Here is a 20,461-nt window from a genome sequence, read left to right on the forward strand (position 1 = left end):
ACGCGGGGCTTTTTTTGCTCGGGGATTGGAGAGGCCGCCTTCGCAAGCAGGCTTCCCTACAGAAACCATTACAAGGTTTGACTCAAAGCCCGGCCTGACCGAAGCTTGCGACATTTCATGTTTCACGGTTATGGATTACCTGCATGTCCCCGTCTCGCCGCTATTGGCTTCTGAGCCTGTCCGCCCTGCTCGTGATCGGTCTGGTCGCGATCTGGCTCCGTAGCACCACCCCCCAGATTCCCGAAGCCGTCAAGCGCGGTTACAGCGAAGCCCTGGAACAGGCGCGCAACGGGCAACCGGGGGCGGCGCGGATGCTTTACCAGCAACTGGGCCGCCCGGACCTTTCGCCCAAGCGTCGGGTCTGGCTGCACGCCGAGCTGCCGAACTACCCCAGCCCCCAAGCCCTGAAGCTCGCCGATGCAGACCTGCACAGCGAATCGCCGCCAGTGCGCCGCGCCGCCATCGGCAGCATCGTCGGCCTGGTGCCGACCGGCCAACGCAGCCTGCTGCTGGGCCCCCTGCTCGATGACAATGACCAGCAAGTGCGCTTTGCCGCCGTGAACGCCCTCCTGGGCTTGTCGCCCGACGAGCTGGGCTTGTACTTCGGCGCCATGCAACTGGCGATCGACACCTGGGAACAGGTGCTCGAAGACGGCCCGCCAAGCGCCGAATCCCACTACCAGCTCGCCCGCCTGCACCTGCACAACGCCGAGTTGAAAAAGGCCCAGCAAGCGCTGGAACAGGCGTTAAAGCTGCAACCGGACAATTTGCCGGCGCTGGTCATGCAGATCGAAGTGCTGGACAAGCAAGGCCAGGGCGAAGCGGCGCGACAACTGCTGGCTCGCCAGTTGCAAACCCAGCCGGACTCGGCTTATCTGCAACATGCCTTGGGCCTGTGGCTGTTGCATCACGGCCAAAGCGAATACGCGGTGCTCGGCCTCTCGAAAGCCGTGGAGCTTGAGCCTGACAACAGCACTTACCGTTATGACCTGGCGACCACGTTGCATGCCGAGCAGGAACTGGAGGCCGCGCAGAAACAGCTCCAGGAGATCGTCCAGCGCCACCCGGCCAATCGCAAGGCGCGGGTATTGCTGATCAATTACTGGAAAGAGAGCGGACAACTGCAGAACGTGCAGATCCTGCTGGCCAAACTCGAACAGCTCAACCCGGACGACCCGGCCTTGCAGCAAGGGCTCTAGCCATCGCAACGGCGGTGCGGACGTTACCTGCGAAGTTGTGCAGCAACGCTCGTTTTGTCAAAGGAAGCGGAACCGCCATCACCCCCCAAGGTCAAGTATTCAGGCAGCTCATTTTCAGGCCCCGCGAGGCCTGCTGCCACATCCCTAGTCATGAGAGGGCATTTTTTGTCTACATCCAACGAGTTGATCAGTGCCAAAGCCGCCACCGGTATCGAAGGGCTGGACGACATCCTTTCCGGTGGCTTGTCCCGCAGTCACGTGTTCCTGCTGGAGGGGGAACCGGGAACCGGCAAGACCACGGTCGCGTTGCAATTTTTGCTGGCTGGCGCCCAAGCCGGCGAGCGCTCGCTGTACATCACGCTGTCAGAAACCGAGCGTGAATTGCGCCAAGGCGCGGCGTCCCACGGGTGGACGATCGATGAAAACGTGCACATCTTCGAGCTGACGCCCCCTGAAAGCCTGCTTAACGCCGAGCACCAGCAAAGCCTGCTGTATTCCTCTGACCTCGAACTGGGGGAAGCGACCCGGCAAATCTTCGAAGTGGTCGAGCGGGTCAAACCCAGCCGCGTGGTGCTCGACAGCCTGTCGGAGATCCGCCTGCTGGCGCAGAGCTCGCTGCGTTATCGCCGCCAGATCCTGGCCATCAAGCATTATTTCGTGCGCTACGACGCCACCGTGCTGTTGCTCGACGACCTCACCACCGAATCGCTGGACAAGACCGTGCACAGCGTTGCCCATGGGGTGATTCGCCTGGAAGAGTTGACGCCCACCTACGGCGCCGAACGTCGGCGCATCCGGATCGTGAAGTATCGTGGGCAGAAATACCGCGGCGGGTTCCATGACTTCACCATCATGGGCGATGGCGTGCATGTGTTCCCGCGCCTGGTGGCCGCCGAGCACCGGGGTGCCTACCAGCGCCTGCAGTTGTCCAGCGGCATCGACGAAATGGACGCACTACTGGGCGGTGGCATCGAAACCGGTTCGAGTACGCTGATACTGGGCCCTGCCGGTACGGGCAAGTCGTTGATCGCGCTGATCTTCGCCGCCGCGGCCGTACAACGAGGGGAAAAGGCTGCGCTGTTCATTTTCGACGAAGAACTCGGCCTGTTGTTCGAGCGCATGAGAAACCTTGGCATTGATCTGCAGGCCCTTCAGGACACTGGCAACCTGCTGATCGAGCAGGTCGACGCCGCCGAACTGTCTCCCGGCGAGTTCTCCCACCGGGTACGACGTTGCGTCGATGCCGGCGACATCAAGACCGTGGTCATCGACAGCATCAACGGCTACCAGGCCGCGATGCCGGAAGAGAACGCCCTGGTGCTGCACATGCACGAGCTGTTGCTCTACCTCAACCGCAAGGGCGCCGCTACGTTCATGACCGTGGCCCAACATGGCCTGGTCGGTGACATGCAGGCCCCGGTGGACATCACTTACCTGGCCGACACGGTGATTCTGTTGCGTTATTTCGAAGCCCTGGGCAAGGTCCGCCGGGCCATTTCCATCATCAAGAAGCGCACTGGCACCCATGAGTCGACCATCCGCGAATACCGCATCAGCAGCAGGGGCATGACCATCGGCGAGCCGCTGGAAGCGTTCCAGGGCGTATTGCGTGGGGTACCGACCTACATGGGAGCGGATAATCCGTTGCTCAAGGATGAATCACAGTGACGTCAGTCGAGCCCGTGTCGGAGCGGGCGTTGATTCTCGCTCCGCTGGGACGGGACAGCCAGATCGCCCTGATGATTCTCAATGAAGCCGGTTTTGGCGGCCTCATCTGTCGGCACCTGGGCCACCTGTGCGAAGAACTGGCGCATGGCGCCGGGCTGCTGGTGATTTCCTCGGAAGCCCTGATGGGGCCTGACCTGGAGGCATTGTTCCTGCACATCGAGCAGCAACCGGCCTGGTCCGACCTGCCCATCGTCCTGCTGACCCATCACGGAGGCCCCGAACAGAACCCGGCGGCGCGCATTGGCGCGCAACTGGGCAACGTGACCTTCCTCGAACGGCCGTTCCATCCGGTGACCCTGGTCAGCCTGGTGACCACGACCCTGCGTGGCCGCCGAAGGCAATATGACGCCCGGGACCGCCTGATCGACCTGAGCAACAGCGAACAGCGGCTCCAGACCACCCTCGAAACCCTCGAACAACAGGTGGAAGAACGTACCGCGCAGCTTCGCCACAATGAAGAGGCCTTGCGCCAATCCCAGAAAATGGAGGCCGTCGGCCAGTTGACGGGGGGCATCGCCCACGACTTCAACAACATGCTGACCGGTATCATCGGCAGCCTGGAACTGTTGCGCCGACGCCTGGCCCGGGGGCGCACCGAAGACCTGGACAGCCTGATCGACCTGGGGGTGACATCGGCCAACCGCGCCGCCGGCCTGACCCACCGACTGCTGGCCTTCTCACGCCGCCAGTCGCTGGACTCCAAGGCCGTGCAGATGAACACCCTGGTGCTGTCCATGGGGGAGCTGCTGCAACGTAGCCTCAACGAGAGCATTCGCCTGGACATGCAACTGGACGACCAGCTCTGGGTCGCCGAGGCGGACCCCAACCAACTGGAAAGCGCCCTGCTCAACCTCGTGCTCAACGCCCGGGACGCAATGCCGGATGGCGGCAACCTGGTGGTGCGGACCTCCAATCAGCACCTGGACACGACCTTTACCGACGCCTACAGCAACCTCAAACCTGGCGACTACGTGGTGCTGAGTGTGCAGGACACCGGCTGCGGCATGCCTGAAGCAGTGATGAACCGCGCGTTCGATCCGTTCTTCACCACCAAGCCGATCGGCCAGGGCACCGGGCTCGGGCTGTCGATGATCTATGGCTTCAGCAAGCAGTCGCGCGGTCACGTGGCCATCGACAGCACGGTGGGCGAAGGCACCACCGTGACCCTGTACCTGCCGCGTTTTGTCGGCGAAGAAATCCACGAACCCCAGGTCGCCGCCCAGCATCCGCCGTACGCACAGGATGGCGAAACCGTACTGATCGTCGAGGACGATTCCGCGGTGCGGGTGCTGGTCAGTACCGTGCTCAGCGAACTGGGCTATGCCTTCGTCGAAGCGGCAGACGCCAATGAGGCGGTGCCGATCCTGCAGTCAGGCCAGCGCATCGACCTGCTGATCAGCGACGTCGGCCTGCCCGGCATGAACGGCCGGCAACTTGCGGAAATCGGCCGGCAGATCCGCCCCGACCTGCGCGTGCTGTTCATCACCGGCTACGCCGAACACGCAGCGGTACGGGGCGGCTTCCTCGATCCCGGCATGCAGATGATCACCAAGCCGTTCACGTTCGACCTGTTGACGGCAAAGGTGCAGGAAATGATCGGAGGCTGAGCCCAACGGCTTCGTGGCGACTCGTGGCGAGGGAGCTTGCTCCCGCTGGGCTGCGCTTGCGAGACCGCAAAGGCAGCCCATCCTTCGCGGATGGGCTTACGGTCAACCGCCCTGTCCCCGGTTTCTCAGGACAGCATCGACTGCATCATGTCTTGCAACACGTCCAGGTCGAAGGGTTTTTCCAGGATCGGTGCCTTGCGGGTGATGGGGCTGTCGGTGTCGCGTACTTCCTGGGCGTAGCCGCTGATGAAAATGACCTTCAGTTCCGGGCGCAGCTTGACGGCCGGCTCGGCAATCTGCACCCCGGAGATCCCGCCCGGCAGGCGGAAATCGGTGATCATCATGTCCAGGTGCGGCTTGCTCGCCAGGATCTCGAACGCCCGCGCACCGTCCTCGGCCTCCAGCACGCGGTATCCCTCGCCCGACAGGTAAGCCGACAGCACCATCAGGATCGACGGGTCGTCTTCGACGATCAGTACAACATCTTGCGCATCTTCACTCATGAGAAGCCTTTGTTCGATCAATAGCTGCTGATACGACCCTGGGGTCACTCAGAGGTTGCGTTTGTCCGACAACTTTCTGAAGAGGCAGGGAAACACGAAACAACGCCCCTTCATTGAGGCGACTATTGACCGTAATGGTACCCCCATGGGCCGTCACAATCTGCTCGGAAATGAACAGCCCCAGTCCCAGGCCGGCGGTGACCGCCTTCGAAGAGACCCGCTCGAATTGCTGGAAGATGCGCCGCTGGTTTTCCTCGCTGATGCCAATGCCATGGTCCTGGACCTCGACACACGCGTGCTCGGGGGTCTGGTAGACCCGCACTTCGATCGGGCCCTTGCCGCCGTAGCGCAGCGCATTGGTCAGCAGGTTCGACACCACCTGCTCGATCCGGAACTCATCCCAGAACCCTTCCACCGCCGGGTCAGCCGTGCAAATCAGCGAGCACTCGGCAATCGCGATCTGCGGCTGGAAGTTGCGCACCAGGTTTTCCACCAGCGCCGTGAGGTTCATGCGCGAAGGTCGGATCGACAACTTGCCGGTGCGAATCCGTGACACGTCCAGCATGTCTTCGATCAACCGGATCAGGCTCTTGATCTGGCGCTCGTCGCGCTCGACCATGGCGCGCACCTTGTCCAGGGTGAAGGCTGCGGCATTGTCCCGGGCCAGGTGCATCTTGCGCAGTTGGGTCTCCAGGATCAGCCCATTGAGGGGCGTGCGAACCTCGTGGGCAACGATGGACATGAAATCGTCACGCATGCGCACCGCCTGCTCCAGCTCGCCGCGGGTGACCTGCAGCTGCTGCAGCAACGCCTCCTGCTCCCGGCGGCTCTGCTCAAGGGCGATCACCTGCTCCTTCATGGCCTTGCGCTGGCGGTAGAGCTCGACGAACACACTGACCTTGCTTTTGACGGCATGGGTGTCCAGCGGCTTGTGCAGGAAGTCGACGGCACCGTTCTCGTAGCCGGTGAACGCATAGTTGCGTTCACGACCGGCGGCGCTGACGAAGATGATCGGGATGCTGCGGGTCTTTTCCGTGCCGCGCATCAGCTCGGCCAGTTCGAAACCGTTCATGTCCGGCATTTGTACGTCGATGATGGCCAGGGCAAAGTCATGCTGCAGCAGCAGGGACAGCGCGCCGTCCGCCGAGAGAGCCTTGAAGACCTCGCGGTCGTCGCCCTTGATCAACGCTTCCAGGGCCAACAGATTCTCCGGCAGATCGTCGACGATCAGCAGTTTGGCTTGAATATCTCTTGGCATGTGGTTCATTCCAGCCCGGCCAGCAACTGGCCGATGGCTTGCAAAGTAAGAATATGATCGGGCTCGTGCAGGGCCAGCGCCGCTTCGGGCATGGTCGCGACCTGGGCTTCGCGGGGATCCTGCACCACCGTGTAGCCTCCCAGCTCGCGAACCTTCGCCAGGCCCTTGGCGCCGTCGCTGTTGGCACCGGTCAGGACCACCGCCAGCAGATGCCGGCCGTAGACATCGGCGGCCGACTCGAACAACACGTCAATGGACGGTCGGGAATGGTGCACCGGCGCTTCGAGGCTCAACGACAGGCTGCGGTCGGCCTCGACCGACAAGTGATAACCGGGCGTGGCGACATAGAGGGTGCCGGGCACGATGTCCTGCTTGTCCCGGGCCTCCTCGACCGGAACCGCGAGACGGTGGCCGAATACCTGGGCCAACTGGCTGTCGCGCTCATCGGGCAAATGCAGCACCACCAGGATCGGCAAGCCGAAGCCCTTGCGCAGGTGTCCGAACACCTTGAGCAACGCTTCGACACCACCGGCGGAGGCGCCAACGACAATCGCCTCGATGGGAAACTTGGGTCTGTCCATCGTCTCGTTCATAACTTGCGATAGATCCGTTCCGGTTTGACCAACGGCTCGAATGCGTTGCCGTAGGTCGAGAAATCCAGCGTTTCCTTACTGCCCAAGACCAGGAAACCACGGTGGCACAGGGATTCGTGAAACAGTCCAAATGCGCGATCTTGCAATTTTTTATTGAAATATATCAATACGTTACGACAAGAAATTAATTGAGTTTCTGAAAAAACACTGTCGGTCGCCAGGCTGTGATCGGCAAAGGTCACGTTCTGGCACAGGGTCTTGTCGAACATCGCGTAATCGTAGGCCGCGGTGTAGTAATCGGCAAACGAGCAGCGTCCCCCGGCCCGCTGGTAATTCTGGGTATAGCTGCGCACGTTTTCCAATGAAAAGATGCCCTGCTTGGCCTTTTCCAGCGAACGCGGGTTGATGTCGGTGGCGTAGATGAGCGTGCGATCCAGCAGGCCTTCCTCGCGCAGCAGGATCGCCATGGAATAGACCTCCTCCCCCGTGCTGCACCCGGCGATCCAGATCTTGATCGAGGGGTACGTCCGAAGCAGGGGCACGACTTCCTCGCGGATCGCCAGGAAATGCGTCGGGTCGCGAAACATCTCGCTGACAGGGATCGTCAGCAGCTGCAGCAACTGCATGAACGCCCCCGGGTCGTGCAGCACGCGCTCCTGCAACGCCGAGATGGTCTTGCATTCGAATTGGGTCAGCGCGTGGAGGACCCGGCGCTTGATGGAAGCGCCGGAATAATCGCGGAAATCGTAGCTGTACTTGAAGTAGATCGCGTCGATCAACAAGCGCAATTCAATGTCTGAGTCTCGTTCCACTAAATTCTTTCCATATTCGGCAACCACACGCGAATCAGCGAGAACAGACGATCCAGATCGATCGGTTTGGCCAGGTAATCGTTGGAGCCCGCCGCCAGGCAGCGCTCCTGATCATCCTTCATGGCCTTGGCCGTCACGGCAATGATCGGCAACTTGCGCCAGCGGGGGTCCTTGCGGATCAGCGCGGTGGCTTCGAATCCGTCCATTTCCGGCATCATCACGTCCATCAACACCAGGTCGATGTCGTCGACTTCGTTCAGTCGCTCGATCGCCTCAAGACCGTTGCGGCCGATGACCACGATCGCTCCCTTGGCCTCCAGGGCGCTGGTCAGGGCGAAAATGTTGCGCACATCGTCGTCCACCAGCAGCACCTTGCGGCCCTCGAATACCTTGTCACGGCTGCGGGCGGTCTGGAGCATCCGCTGCCGTTCATGGGACAACCGGGATTCGACTTTGTGCAGAAAAAGTGTGACCTCATCCAGCAGCCGCTCCGGCGAACGGGCGCCCTTGATGATGATCGAGCGCGAATACTTGCGCAGCTCGGCCTCTTCGTCGCGGGTCAGGTTGCGACCGGTGTAGACGATCACTGGCGGGAATGAACAGATGTCCTCGGTGGACATGCGCTTGAGCAGGTCGTTGCCGAGCATGTCCGGCAACTTGAGGTCGATGATCATGCAGTCATAGACGTTGTCGCGCAGCAGGTCCAGGGCTTGCTGGGCCAGGCCAACGGCGGTGATCTCAATGTCATCGTCGCCGATCAGGCGGGTAATGCTGTCGCGTTGCAGGTCGTCGTCTTCCACCAGCAAGACCCGCTTGACCTTCTGCGTGAGCTTGGCTTCCAGGCGGGCGAACACGTCCTTGAGCTCTTCGCGCGTGGTCGGCTTGACCGCATAGCCGATGGCGCCCATGTGCATCGCGGCCTCGACGCGGTCCTCGACGGAAATCACGTGCACCGGGATGTGCCGGGTGCCGGCCTGTTCCTTGAGGCGCTGCAACACCGTCAACCCGGAATGATCCGGCAGACGCATGTCCAGCAGGATCGCGTCGGGGCTCAGCCGTGACGCCAGGTCGAACCCTTCGTCGGCACCGTGGGCCACCAGGCACTGATAACCGAGTTCGTGGGCGAGGTCGAACAGGATCCGGGCGAACTTGGGCTCGTCCTCGATCACCAGGATGCAACGGCTGTCGAACGGCGCATTGTCCCGATCATCGGCGAACTGGGCAATGGGCGTCTCCACGTCGGCAATCAGCGCAGCCGGCGCCGGCTTGGGCACCACGGGTGCCGTGGTCGTCGGGGTGAATGTGCGCGGCGCGACCGGTTGCTCGCCAGCCTCGACATAGCGCTCCGGCAGTACCAGGGTAAACACGCTGCCCTGCCCCGGCTCGCTGGAAACCGAAATCGAACCGCCCAGCATGGCCGCCAGGTCCCGGGAAATCGACAAGCCCAGGCCGGTGCCGCCATAGCGCCGATTGGTGGTGCCGTCCGCCTGGCGGAAGGCCTCGAAGATGATCTGCTGCTGGTCAGCCGCAATGCCGATGCCGGAATCGCGCACGATGAAGGCAATGCCGGAGCCCGGTTGACCGGCCACAGTGAGCGAGACTTCGCCGTGCTCGGTGAATTTCACCGCGTTGGACAACAGGTTCTTGATCACTTGCTCCAGGCGCTGGCGGTCGGTGTACAGCATCGGCGGTGCGTCCGGCAGCAACTGCACCTCGAACGCCAGGCCCTTGTCCGCCGCCAGGGGCTTGAACATTTCCCGCAGCCCTTCGACCAGGCGCGGCACGCTGGTGTTTTCCGGACGCACTTCGAGCTTGCCGGCCTCGACCTTGGAGATGTCGAGAATGTCGTTGATCAGGTTCAGCAGATCATTGCCGGCGGAATAGATCGACTCGGCGAACTTGACCTGTTCCTCGGTGAGGTTGTGCTGCGGGTTTTCCGCCAGCAGCTTGGACAGAATCAGCGAGCTGTTGAGCGGCGTACGCAGCTCGTGGGACATGTTGGCAAGGAACTCGGACTTGTACTTGCTCGAACGCTGCAACTCTTCGGCGCGCTCCTGCAACTGGACCTGGGCCTGGTTCAGCTCGTTGTTCTTCTGGTCCATGGCGTCGCGTTGCTCGGCCAACTGCTCGTTGGTCTGCTCCAGCTCCTGTTGCTGGGCCTCCAGATGCGCCTGGGATTCCTTGAGGATGCGCGACTGCTCCTCCAGTTCTTCGTTGGCGGTCTTGAGTTCTTCCTGCTGGACTTGCAACTCTTCGTTCAACTGTTGGGTTTCGGCCAGCACTTCCTGCAAGCGCTGGCGATAACGCGCGGCCTCGATGGACGTGCCGACATTGCCGGCCACTCGCTCCAGCAACTCGATGTCGCGTTCGCCGAGCGGGCGCAGGAAGCCCAGCTCGATGACGCCGTTGATCCGTCCATCGTCGCTGGTCGGGACCACCAGCACACTGTTGGGCAACCCCTGGCCCAAGCCGGAGCTGACCTTCAGGTAGTCATCGGGCACTTCATCCAGGCGGATCAGGCGTCCTTGCTGCACCGCCTGGCCGGCGATGCCTTCACCGGCCTCGATGACCTGGCGCTGCTGTTCTTCATCCTGGGACATGCCATAGGTCGAGACGCGCCTCAGGAGGCCGCTTTCTTCGCGCACGTAGATCGCCGCCACGGCCGTGTCCAGGTACTGGGCAAAGAACTGCAGGATGTTGCGCCCCAGCAGGTTGAGCGTCAGTTGTCCCAGGACCTGCTCGGCCAACTGAGTCTGGCCGTTGCGCAGCCAGGCGAGTTTTTCCAGGTGCGCGGCGCTTTGTTGCTGGACTTTCAGGCTGGCACTGTAGCTGTTGGACAGCCCCAGCAGGTCCCGACGGCCGATGTACGCCAGCAGGCCGCTGACCAGCGCGACGAACACCAGGTACAGGGCGATGCTCCAGACGGTGGTGGCCCGTACCCGCTCGTTGCGTTCGGCGCGCAACTGCTGTTCGGTCTCGACGATGTCCTCGAAGGTCTTGCGGATTTCGTCCGTCAAGCGCTTGCCGCGCCCGGCCTTGACTGCGCCGCGGTAATCGCCGCTGCTGCGTTGCAGGTCGATCATGCTCTGGGCGTAGCCGGCCCATTCCGTCTGGAGTGCCTGGACCCGGTGCAGGCGGTCAGTCTGGATCGGGTTGTCGGCTGTCAATTCCAGCAATGTATCGAGTGCCGCTGAAATCTGTGGCTTGGCCACTTCATAGGGGTCGAGGAAATGCTCGTCGCCGCTCAACAGGTAACCGCGCATGCCGGTTTCCAGGTCCACGCTCAGTTTGATGGCTTCGTTGGCATTGTTGATCACCCGGTCAGTGTGGCCGACCCACTGGATCACCGACAGCAGGTAGGTGATCAGCACGACGAAAAACACCGCGCTGAGGGCGCCGATGCCCAGTGGCAGGCTGATGTTGCGGCTCAGGAGTTTACGAAAACTCTGCTCGTCGACCGAAGACGGAAGGGTCATGGAATAGGCCTTGGTGGACAGTTGAAAAGCGTGGAGTTTGCCCGAAAAATACCGGCTGATTCCACATTTTCCGACAAGTCAAAGGCGCAATTCCCACAGGCAGTCTGCCTTGCAGCGAAGAAGCGACTATCCTTGTCAGCTCTTGTACTATAGATCCTTTCTTGTACAACTCCGGGAACTTGTGCCACCTCGCCACTTACTGATGCATGAGGCGAATCATATTGATGCCCCACCCGTCCCTTTTTTCGAGAATGCCGATATGTCCACCCCTGTTCCCGCCACCCCACCCACCATTCTGGTCGTCGAGGACGATGACATTGTACGGATGCTGATCGTCGATGTGCTGGAAGAGCTGGAGTACCGGGTGCTGGAGGCAGATGGCTGTGACCAGGCGCTGGAATTTTTGCGCAACGAGCAGCAGCCCATCGCGCTGATGATGACCGACGTGGGCCTGCCGGTGATGGACGGCCGGGAACTGGCCAAGCAGGCCAGGCTGGTGCGCCCCGGGCTGGCGATCCTGTTTGCCAGCGGCTATGCCGAGAGCATCGACGTACCCGAGGGCATGGCGGTGATCGGCAAGCCGTTTTCCATCGATCAGTTGCGCGACAAGGTCCAAGGCATTCTTTCTTGAGCCCGGGCGTAATCTTGGTCACTATCGGCGCCCCGCGCGCCGACGGCGCCTGATTCGATCCAAGGAAGCGCCCGCCCATGCGTCACCCCACCGCCACCAAAGTCCTGGTTATCGGCTATGTCTGGCCAGAGCCACGCTCATCGGCTGCCAGCGGGCACGTCATGCAGATCCTGGAAACCTTCCTCGGCCAGGGCTGGGACATCACCTTCAGCAGCCCCGCCGGTTTTGGCGAACACCGCGCCGACCTCGCCGCCCTGGGCATCCGCGAGGAGCCGATCGAACTCAATAGCAGCAGTTTCGATACCTTCATCCGCGAACTGGCGCCCGATATCGTCCTGTTCGACCAGTTCCTGATGGAAGAGCAGTTCGGCTGGCGGGTGGAGAAGCACTGCCCCACCGCCGTACGCGTGCTGGAGACGTCCGATCTGCAAAGCCTGCGCCACGCCCGTCATCAACGCCTCAAGGATCGCCTGAAAGTCGACGACACCGCCCAGGACTTCAGCGATCTGTTCGCCCCGGCCCTGCGTGAGGAGTTCGAACGGATGGCCGACACCGACCTGGCCAAGCGAGAAATCGCCGCCCTGTACCGCTGTGACCTCAACCTGATGGTGTCCGAGGTCGAAATCGAACTGTTGGTGGAACACTTCAAGCTGCCTCGCAGCCTGCTGCATTGGTGCCCGCTGATGCTCGACCTGTCCAGTGAGGTGCCCGTGCCGTTCGAAGACCGGGCGCACTTTCTCAGCATCGGCAACTTCCGCCATGCGCCGAACTGGGATGCGGTGCTGTGGATGAAAAACGCCATCTGGCCGTTGATCCGCCAACAACTGCCGACGGCGCAACTGCACTTGTACGGTGCCTACACCCCGCCCAAGGCCGCCGCGCTGCACAACCCGGCGCAAGGCTTTCACATCATGAACTGGGCCGAAGATGCCTTGCAGGTCATGTCTGCCGCCCGCATCTGCCTGGCCCCCCTGCGCTTCGGCGCGGGCATCAAGGGCAAATTGATCGACGCCATGCTCTGCGGCACGCCGAATGTCACCACCCCCATCGGCGCCGAGGCCATGCAGGGCGAGAACCCCTGGCCCGGCGTGATCGCCCACAGCGCCGAGGCCATCGCCAATGCGGCGGTGCAGTTGTACCGCGACCAGGCACGCTGGACCCAGGCCCGGGACGCCGGCTTCGCCCTGTTGCAGGACCGCTACCGCAAACAGGTGCACGGCCCGGCGCTGATCGAAAGCATCGAGGCCTGCCGAGCGCAGTTGGCGCAACGACGCCGCGACAATTTTACCGGCAGCATGCTGCGCCATCACCAGCACAAGAGCACTCAGTACATGGCCCAGTGGATCGAGGAAAAAAATCGCAACGGCTGAGGCGCAACATCGGCTCCGGGCTGGCACCCGCCGTACGAAGGGGGCATTATCCAGCGGCGATAACAACAAAAGCGCCAGGCCCATGACCCGAACAGCGAGAGTCACCGACCCTTCCTATGAGTTGATGGATGACCATAACGGGCTGTCCATCATCTACCGCCAGCACGGTTTCCCGTGCCCGCTGGTGCGCTGGCATTTCCACAAGGAATACGAGCTGCACCTGATCGTCGCCAGTTCCGGCAAGGTGTTCATCGGCGACTACATCGGCAACTTCTACCCGCAGTCGCTGTTTCTCACCGGCCCTAACCTGCCCCACAACTGGATCAGCCAGGTGGCCGAGGACGAAGTGGTGCCCAAGCGCGACATGCTGGTGAATTTCACCGACGAGCTGTTCGAAAGCGGCCACCAGGTCTTTGCCGAGCTCAAGACCGTCGCGCCGCTGTTGGAGCGAGCCCAGTACGGCATCGAGTTCCGCTGCAAGCGCACCATTCGCCAGGCCATGATCCTGATGCAGCGCATCGCCGACGCCCAGGGCATGAGCCGCCTGGGGCATTTCTTCATCCTGATGGAGCTGCTGGCAGGCACCGACGACTACCAGTTGCTTTCCGGCTCCACCGCCTCGCAACCGGCAGACGAGCACAGCATCGACCGCACCAACCGCGCGGTCGACTACATCTTTGCCCACTACGCCCGGGAACTGTCCCTGGAAGAAGTCGCCGAGCACCTGGGCATGAAGCCGACTTACTTCAGTCGCGTGTTCAAGCAGGCTACGGGCCGGTGTTTCATCGAATTCGTCAATCGCCTGCGCATCAGTAAATCCTGTGAACTACTGGCCGACGGCGACAAACCGGTCACAGACGTATGCTTTGAATCGGGCTTCAACAACATTTCCAACTTCAACCGGCGCTTCCAGCAGCTCAAGGGCATGACCCCGTCCCATTACCGGCGCCTGGCGGTGCAACGTTTGACCGAGCAGAACCTGGGCTGAGACTTTTTTTGCATCGCCCCCTTCCTTCTGTGGCGAGGGGATTTATCCCCGCTGGGCTGCGAAGCGGCCCTCTCTCATTCCAACTGATACGCCGCAACGGCAAACACCCTGGGGCCGCTGCGCGACCCAACGGGGATAAATCCCCTCGCCACAGGTAAACCTTCTCACTTGGCTTTTTCTTTACAGTGCAAAAAAGTATCAGCACAAGTGCGACGGATGATTTGTCACGCCGTGCAGGGCGGGCTGTAATCAGCGCACATTCTTCCCTTCATCCGGAAGACACAAAAACAATAACTGTCCTTCTGCAGCCCCTGGCGCGGAAAAGGAGTGCGCGATGAAACCTTCGGTAAAAGCTCTGCTTGTCTCCACCTGCATGACCCTCAGCAGCGTCAGTTTCGGCGCACAGACCCTCACCATTGCCACCGTCAACAACAGCGACATGATCCGCATGCAGAAGCTCTCGAAGACCTTCGAGGCCGAGCACCCGGATATCCAGTTGAATTGGGTGGTGCTCGAAGAAAACGTCCTGCGCCAGCGCCTGACCACCGACATCGCCACCCAGGGCGGCCAGTTCGACGTGCTGACCATCGGCATGTACGAAGCCGCACTCTGGGGCGCCAAGGGCTGGCTGGAGCCGATGAAGGACCTGCCGGCATCCTACGATCTGGACGACGTCTTCCCTTCCGTGCGTGACGGTTTGTCCGTCAAAGGCTCGCTGTACGCCCTGCCGTTCTATGCCGAGAGCTCGATCACCTATTACCGCACCGACCTGTTCAAGGACGCCGGGCTGACCATGCCCGAACACCCGACCTGGACCCAGATCGGTGAATTCGCCGAAAAGCTCACTGACAAATCCAAGGAACAGTACGGCCTGTGCCTACGGGGCAAAGCCGGTTGGGGCGAGAACATGGCCCTGATCACCACCCTGGCCAATGGTTTCGGCGCGCGCTGGTTCGACGAAAAGTGGCAACCTGAATTCAATGGCCCCGAATGGAAGGATGCGCTGAACTTCTACGTCAGCAACATGAAGAAATCCGGCCCGCCGGGCGCGTCCAGCAACGGTTTCAACGAAAACCTGGCGCTGTTCAACAGCGGCAAGTGCGCGATCTGGGTCGACGCCAGCGTCGCCGGCTCGTTCGTGACCGACAAGACCCAGAGCAAGGTCGCCGATCACGTCGGCTTCACCTTCGCTCCCCACGAAAAAACCGACAAGGGCACCTCGTGGATGTACTCCTGGTCGCTGGCGATCCCCACCAGTTCCAAGGCCAAGGACGCGGCCAAGGTCTTCACCACCTGGGCAACTTCCAAGCAATACAGCCAACTCGTCGCCAAGACCGACGGCATCGCCAACGTTCCGCCAGGCACTCGTACTTCGACCTACAGCGACGAGTACATGAAGGCGGCGCCGTTTGCCAAGGTAACGCTGGAATCGCTGAAAGTCGCCGACCCGAAAGCGCCAACTCTCAAACCGGTGCCTTACATCGGCATCCAGTTGGTGACCATTCCTGAGTTCCAGGCGATCGGCACCCAGGTGGGCAAATTCTTCTCTGGCGCGCTGACCGGCCAGCAGAGCGTGGACCAGGCGCTGACCGCCGCGCAATCGACCACCGAACGCGAGATGAAACGCGCCGGTTATCCCAAGTAACCACGCTGCTTTCATTGTTTTGTAGGAGTTCCCGTGTGGGAGCGAGCTTGCTCGCGATGGCGGTGTGACAGCCACCTTGATATCGACTGTCAGGACGCTATCGCGAGCAAGCTCGCTCCCACACGGGACGGCCCCCACATTCAGGGATATTCATTCGCCTGCACACATCGGTCCAATGCCATGAATACTTCGACGACAACCACCAAGGCGCCCATCGGGGTTGCCCCGCCGGCGCGCAAGATCCGCCTGGCGAACCCTGGCTGGTTCCTGGTCAGCCCATCGGTGGCCCTGTTGCTGCTGTGGATGATCGTGCCGCTGGGCATGACCGTCTACTTCTCGATGATCCGCTACAACCTGCTCTATCCCGGCGAGAACGAGTTCGTCGGGCTGGAGAACTTCACTTACTTCCTGACCGACTCGGGGTTCATGCCCGGCGCCACCAATACCCTGTTGCTGGTGGGCAGCGTGCTGCTGATCAGTATCGTGCTCGGGGTATTGATCAGCGCGTTGCTGGAGGCCAGCGAGTTTTTCGGTCGCGGCATCGTGCGCGTGCTGCTGATCTCACCATTCTTCATCATGCCCACCGTCGGCGCGCTGATCTGGAAGAACCTGATTTTCCACCCGGTTTCGGGAATTCTCGCCGCCGTGTGGAAACTGTTCGGCGCACAACCGGTGGACTGGCTCGCCCACTACCCGTTGTTGTCGATCATCATCATTGTGAGCTGGCAATGGCTGCCCTTCGCGATCCTGATCCTGATGACCGCCATGCAGTCCCTCGACCAGGAACAGAAAGAAGCTGCACGGCTGGACGGTGCCGGCCCGATCGCGATTTTCTGGCACCTGACCCTGCCGCACCTGGCCCGGCCGATCGCCGTGGTGCTGATGATCGAGACGATTTTCCTGCTGTCGGTGTTCGCCGAGATCTTTACCACCACCAACGGTGGCCCGGGCTACGCCTCCACCAACCTCGCCTACCTGATCTACAACCAGGCGCTGGTGCAGTTCGACGTCGGCATGGCGTCGGCCGGTGGCCTGATTGCCGTGGTCATCGCCAACATCGCCGCCATCATCCTGGTGCGGATGATTGGCAAAAACCTCACCGACAAGCATTGAGGCCGCCACCATGACACTTCAACAATCGCGCCGCCTGCAAAGCCTGCTGCTGGGTACGCTGGCGTGGGCCATCGCCATCGTGATCTTCTTTCCGATCTTCTGGATGGTGCTGACAAGCTTCAAGACCGAAATCGATGCGTTCGCCACGCCGCCGCAGTTCATCTTTACGCCGACGCTGGAGAACTACCTGCACATCAACGAGCGCAGCAACTACATCAGCTTCGCCTGGAACTCGGTGGTCATTTCCTTCAGCGCCACCGCTCTGTGCCTGCTGATCGCGGTGCCGGCGGCCTACTCCATGGCGTTCTACGAAACCCAACGCACCAAAGGCACGTTGCTGTGGATGCTATCCACCAAGATGCTGCCTCCGGTGGGCGTGCTGATGCCCATCTACCTGCTGGCCAAGAGCTTTGGCCTGCTGGACACGCGGATCGCGCTGATCGCCATCTACACGCTGATCAACCTGCCGATCGTGGTCTGGATGATCTACACCTACTTCAAGGACATTCCCCGCGACATCCTCGAAGCCGCCCGCCTGGACGGGGCCACGCTGTGGCAGGAGATGGTGCGCGTGCTGTTGCCGATCGCCAAGGGTGGCCTGGCGTCCACCGTGCTGCTCTCGCTGATCCTGTGCTGGAACGAGGCGTTCTGGTCACTGAACCTGACATCGTCCAAAGCCGCGCCGCTGACGGCGCTGATCGCCTCGTACTCCAGTCCCGAAGGGCTGTTCTGGGCCAAATTGTCCGCCGTCTCGACCCTCGCCTGCGCGCCGATCCTGATTTTCGGCTGGATCAGCCAGAAACAGCTGGTGCGCGGTTTGTCTTTCGGCGCCGTGAAATAACGCGCCCTACACCCTTATAAGAAGTGGAGGCCCATCCTCATGGCCAACCTGAAAATCAAGAATCTGCAAAAAGGCTTCGAAGGCTTTTCCATCATCAAGGGCATCGACCTTGAAGTGAACGACCGCGAGTTCGTGGTGTTCGTCGGCCCCTCGGGCTGCGGCAAGTCCACGCTGCTGCGGCTGATTGCCGGACTGGAGGAAGTCAGCGACGGCACCATCGAACTGGACGGGCGGGACATCACCGAAGTCAGCCCGGCCAAGCGCGACCTGGCGATGGTCTTCCAGACCTATGCCCTGTACCCGCACATGAGCGTACGCAAGAACATGTCCTTCGCCCTGGACCTGGCCGGCGTGCCCAAGGCCGAGGTCGAGAAAAAGGTCAACGAAGCCGCGCGCATCCTCGAACTGGGGCCAATGCTCGAACGCAAGCCCAAGCAGCTGTCCGGCGGCCAGCGCCAGCGCGTGGCCATCGGCCGGGCCATCGTGCGCAACCCGAAGATTTTCCTCTTCGACGAGCCCTTGTCCAACCTCGACGCCGCACTGCGGGTGCAGATGCGCCTGGAGCTGGCGCGGCTGCACAAGGAACTGCAAGCGACCATGATCTACGTGACCCACGACCAGGTCGAGGCCATGACCCTGGCCGACAAGGTGGTGGTACTTAACGGCGGGCGCATCGAACAGGTCGGCTCGCCCCTGGAGCTGTATCACCAGCCGGCCAACCTGTTTGTCGCCGGGTTCCTCGGCACGCCCAAGATGGGTTTTCTCAAGGGCAAGGTCAGTGGGCTCGACAGCCTAGGCTGTGAAGTGCTGCTGGACGCCGGCACCCGGATCCACCTGCCCTTGAGCGGCGCCCGCCTGAGCGTCGGCGCAGAGGTCACCCTGGGGATTCGCCCGGAACATCTGAACCTGGCCCAAGCGGGCGATTGCACGCTGGCGGTCACCGCCGACGTCAGCGAGCGACTGGGCAGCGACACGTTCTGCCACGTCGTCACGGCCTCGGGCGAGGCCCTGACCATGCGAGTGCGTGGCGACCTGGCCAGCCGCTTTGGCGAGCAACTGAACCTGCACCTGGACGCTGAACACTGCCACCTATTCGATGCCGATGGCGTAGCGGTCCCCCGTGCGCTGCGCGCCGCCGCCTGATTGTCGAGAACCGCGATGAAACTCAACCGACAGAACCTGCACAACCTCAACCCGGCGGTCGCCCTGCCCGCCTACTCTTTGAGCGACGTCCGCCAAGGCATCGCCCACATCGGCGTCGGCGGCTTTCACCGGGCCCACCAGGCGTACTACACCGACGCCCTGATGAACACTGGCACCGACCTGGACTGGGCCATCTGTGGCGTCGGCCTGCGGGCCGAGGATCGCCGCGCCCGGGACGACCTGGCCGGCCAGGACTACCTGTTCACCCTGTACGAGCTGGGTGACACCGACGACACCGAAGTCCGGGTGATCGGCGCCATCAACGCCATGCTGCTGGCCGAGGACGGCGCCCAGGCGTTGATCGACAAGCTCGCCGACCCGCAGATCCGCATCGTCTCGCTGACCATCACCGAAGGCGGCTACTGCATCGACGACAGCAATGGCGAGTTCATGGCCCACCTGCCACAGATCCAGCACGACCTGGCCCATCCCGACGCGCCGAAGACCGTGTTTGGTTTCCTCTGCGCCGCGCTCGCCAAGCGTCGCGCCGCCGGCACCCCGGCGTTTACCCTGATGTCCTGCGATAACCTGCCCCACAACGGCGCCGTGACCCGCAAGGCGCTGCTGGCCTTCGCCGCGCTGCGGGACGCCGAGCTGGGCCAGTGGATCGACCGGAACGTCAGCTTCCCCAACGCCATGGTCGACCGCATCACACCCATGACCAGCGTCGCCCACCGCCTGCAACTGCACGACGAACACGGCATCGACGACGCCTGGCCGGTGGTCTGCGAGCCGTTCGTGCAATGGGTATTGGAAGACAAGTTCGTCAACGGTCGTCCGGCCTGGGAAAAGGTCGGCGTGCAGTTCACCGACGACGTCACCCCCTATGAAGAAATGAAGATCAAGCTGCTCAACGGCAGCCACCTGGCGTTGACCTACCTGGGCTTTCTCAAGGGCTATCGCTTTGTCCACGAGACCATGAACGACCCGCTGTTCGTGCGCTACATGCGCGCCTACATGGACCTGGACGTCACGCCGCAACTGGCGCCGGTGCCGGGCATCGACCTGGCCGACTACAAGGACACCCTGGTGGAGCGCTTTTCCAACCAGGCGATTGCCGACCAGCTGGAGCGGGTGTGCTCGGACGGCTCGTCGAAGTTTCCCAAGTTCACCGTACCGACGATCAATCGCCTGATCGCCGACGGGCGCGAGACACGTCGTGCGGCCCTGGTGGTGGCAGCGTGGGCCGTGTACCTCAAGGGCGTGGACGAAAATGGCCTGGCCTATACGATTCCAGACCCACGGGCAGCGTTCTGCCAGGCGCTGGTGGCCGACGATGCGCTGGTGACCCAGCGATTGCTGGAGGTGGAAGAGATCTTTGGCACGGCCATCCCCCGCTCGCCGGAGTTCGTGGCAGCCTTCGAATGGTGCTGCAACAGCTTGCGCGAACACGGGGTAAAGCGAACACTTGAGCGAGTATTGGCTGACACGGAATAAGCCTGCGGATCCGGCGGCTTTTTGTGGCGAGAGGATAAATTCCCCCGCCACAGGTTC

At 61.9% G+C, this 20,461-nt stretch carries 16 protein-coding genes; 11 read left to right on the forward strand and 5 right to left on the reverse strand.

The features are described from left to right. Positions 1-143: 143 nt before the first annotated feature. The 3 genes from KI241_RS13840 to KI241_RS13850 all read left to right on the forward strand — a co-directional run bounded on the left by KI241_RS13840 (position 144) and on the right by KI241_RS13850 (position 4,534). Positions 144-1,199 (forward strand): tetratricopeptide repeat protein, encoded by a 1,056-nt coding sequence (locus KI241_RS13840; protein ID WP_042730893.1) that lies wholly within the window; start codon positions 144-146, stop codon positions 1,197-1,199. A 165-nt stretch (positions 1,200-1,364) separates the two neighbouring features. Then, the gene (locus KI241_RS13845; RefSeq protein WP_042730894.1) at positions 1,365-2,867 is read left to right on the forward strand and encodes an ATPase domain-containing protein; all 1,503 of its coding nucleotides are present in this window, start codon (positions 1,365-1,367) and stop codon (positions 2,865-2,867) included. Continuing rightward, on the forward strand, positions 2,864-4,534 hold the full coding sequence (locus KI241_RS13850) for an ATP-binding protein (protein ID WP_212802601.1): 1,671 nt from the start codon (positions 2,864-2,866) through the stop codon (positions 4,532-4,534). Before KI241_RS13845 ends, KI241_RS13850 begins: the two co-directional genes overlap by 4 nt. A 125-nt stretch (positions 4,535-4,659) precedes the next feature. Here the strand turns inward: KI241_RS13850 and KI241_RS13855 are convergent, their stop codons facing one another. Genes KI241_RS13855 through KI241_RS13875 form a run of 5 tightly spaced genes read right to left on the reverse strand, consistent with a single transcriptional unit; the run spans position 4,660 to position 11,176 of the window. Continuing rightward, positions 4,660-5,037 (reverse strand): response regulator, encoded by a 378-nt coding sequence (locus KI241_RS13855; RefSeq protein WP_042730896.1) that lies wholly within the window; start codon positions 5,035-5,037, stop codon positions 4,660-4,662. Further along, on the reverse strand, positions 5,030-6,295 hold the full coding sequence (locus KI241_RS13860; protein WP_047738714.1) for a hybrid sensor histidine kinase/response regulator: 1,266 nt from the start codon (positions 6,293-6,295) through the stop codon (positions 5,030-5,032). Before KI241_RS13860 ends, KI241_RS13855 begins: the two co-directional genes overlap by 8 nt. A 5-nt stretch (positions 6,296-6,300) precedes the next feature. Beyond that, the gene (locus KI241_RS13865) at positions 6,301-6,888 is read right to left on the reverse strand and encodes a chemotaxis protein CheB (protein WP_042730898.1); all 588 of its coding nucleotides are present in this window, start codon (positions 6,886-6,888) and stop codon (positions 6,301-6,303) included. Continuing rightward, positions 6,885-7,700, reverse strand: a complete 816-nt coding sequence (locus KI241_RS13870) for a protein-glutamate O-methyltransferase CheR (protein ID WP_042730899.1) — start codon at positions 7,698-7,700, stop codon at positions 6,885-6,887. The genes KI241_RS13865 and KI241_RS13870 overlap by 4 nt, the downstream gene beginning before the upstream one ends. After that, on the reverse strand, positions 7,700-11,176 hold the full coding sequence (locus tag KI241_RS13875; protein WP_212802602.1) for a response regulator: 3,477 nt from the start codon (positions 11,174-11,176) through the stop codon (positions 7,700-7,702). The genes KI241_RS13870 and KI241_RS13875 overlap by 1 nt, the downstream gene beginning before the upstream one ends. A 259-nt stretch (positions 11,177-11,435) precedes the next feature. Here KI241_RS13875 and KI241_RS13880 point away from each other — a divergent pair, with 259 nt between their 5' ends. From KI241_RS13880 to KI241_RS13915, 8 genes are all read left to right on the forward strand, one after another. Further along, positions 11,436-11,807 carry a response regulator gene (locus KI241_RS13880; protein ID WP_042730901.1) on the forward strand — a complete coding sequence of 124 codons (372 nt, stop codon included), beginning with the start codon at positions 11,436-11,438 and terminating at the stop codon, positions 11,805-11,807. A gap of 77 nt (positions 11,808-11,884) precedes the next feature. Beyond that, positions 11,885-13,177 carry a glycosyltransferase gene (locus KI241_RS13885; RefSeq protein WP_053145062.1) on the forward strand — a complete coding sequence of 431 codons (1,293 nt, stop codon included), beginning with the start codon at positions 11,885-11,887 and terminating at the stop codon, positions 13,175-13,177. 82 nt (positions 13,178-13,259) lie between these two features. Next, on the forward strand, positions 13,260-14,165 hold the full coding sequence (locus KI241_RS13890) for an AraC family transcriptional regulator (protein WP_047738721.1): 906 nt from the start codon (positions 13,260-13,262) through the stop codon (positions 14,163-14,165). A gap of 334 nt (positions 14,166-14,499) precedes the next feature. Further along, on the forward strand, positions 14,500-15,810 hold the full coding sequence (locus tag KI241_RS13895; RefSeq protein ID WP_042732676.1) for a sugar ABC transporter substrate-binding protein: 1,311 nt from the start codon (positions 14,500-14,502) through the stop codon (positions 15,808-15,810). Between the two features lie 180 nt (positions 15,811-15,990). Beyond that, positions 15,991-16,923: a sugar ABC transporter permease gene (locus tag KI241_RS13900; protein ID WP_042732677.1), complete on the forward strand. Its 933-nt coding sequence runs from the start codon at positions 15,991-15,993 to the stop codon at positions 16,921-16,923. 10 nt (positions 16,924-16,933) lie between these two features. Beyond that, a complete protein-coding gene (locus tag KI241_RS13905; RefSeq protein WP_042732678.1) occupies positions 16,934-17,764 on the forward strand; it encodes a carbohydrate ABC transporter permease in 831 nt (276 codons plus the stop codon). Positions 17,765-17,803: 39 nt separating this feature from the next. Continuing rightward, the gene (ugpC, locus tag KI241_RS13910; RefSeq protein ID WP_047738724.1) at positions 17,804-18,907 is read left to right on the forward strand and encodes a sn-glycerol-3-phosphate ABC transporter ATP-binding protein UgpC; all 1,104 of its coding nucleotides are present in this window, start codon (positions 17,804-17,806) and stop codon (positions 18,905-18,907) included. A gap of 15 nt (positions 18,908-18,922) precedes the next feature. Beyond that, entirely contained in the window at positions 18,923-20,404 is a 1,482-nt protein-coding gene (locus tag KI241_RS13915; protein WP_212802603.1) for a mannitol dehydrogenase family protein, read from the forward strand. Positions 20,405-20,461: the final 57 nt, after the last annotated feature.

Origin of the sequence: Pseudomonas sp. Cab53, assembly GCF_018325965.1 — a bacterium.
GTDB classification, from domain to species: domain Bacteria; phylum Pseudomonadota; class Gammaproteobacteria; order Pseudomonadales; family Pseudomonadaceae; genus Aquipseudomonas; species Aquipseudomonas chlororaphis_E.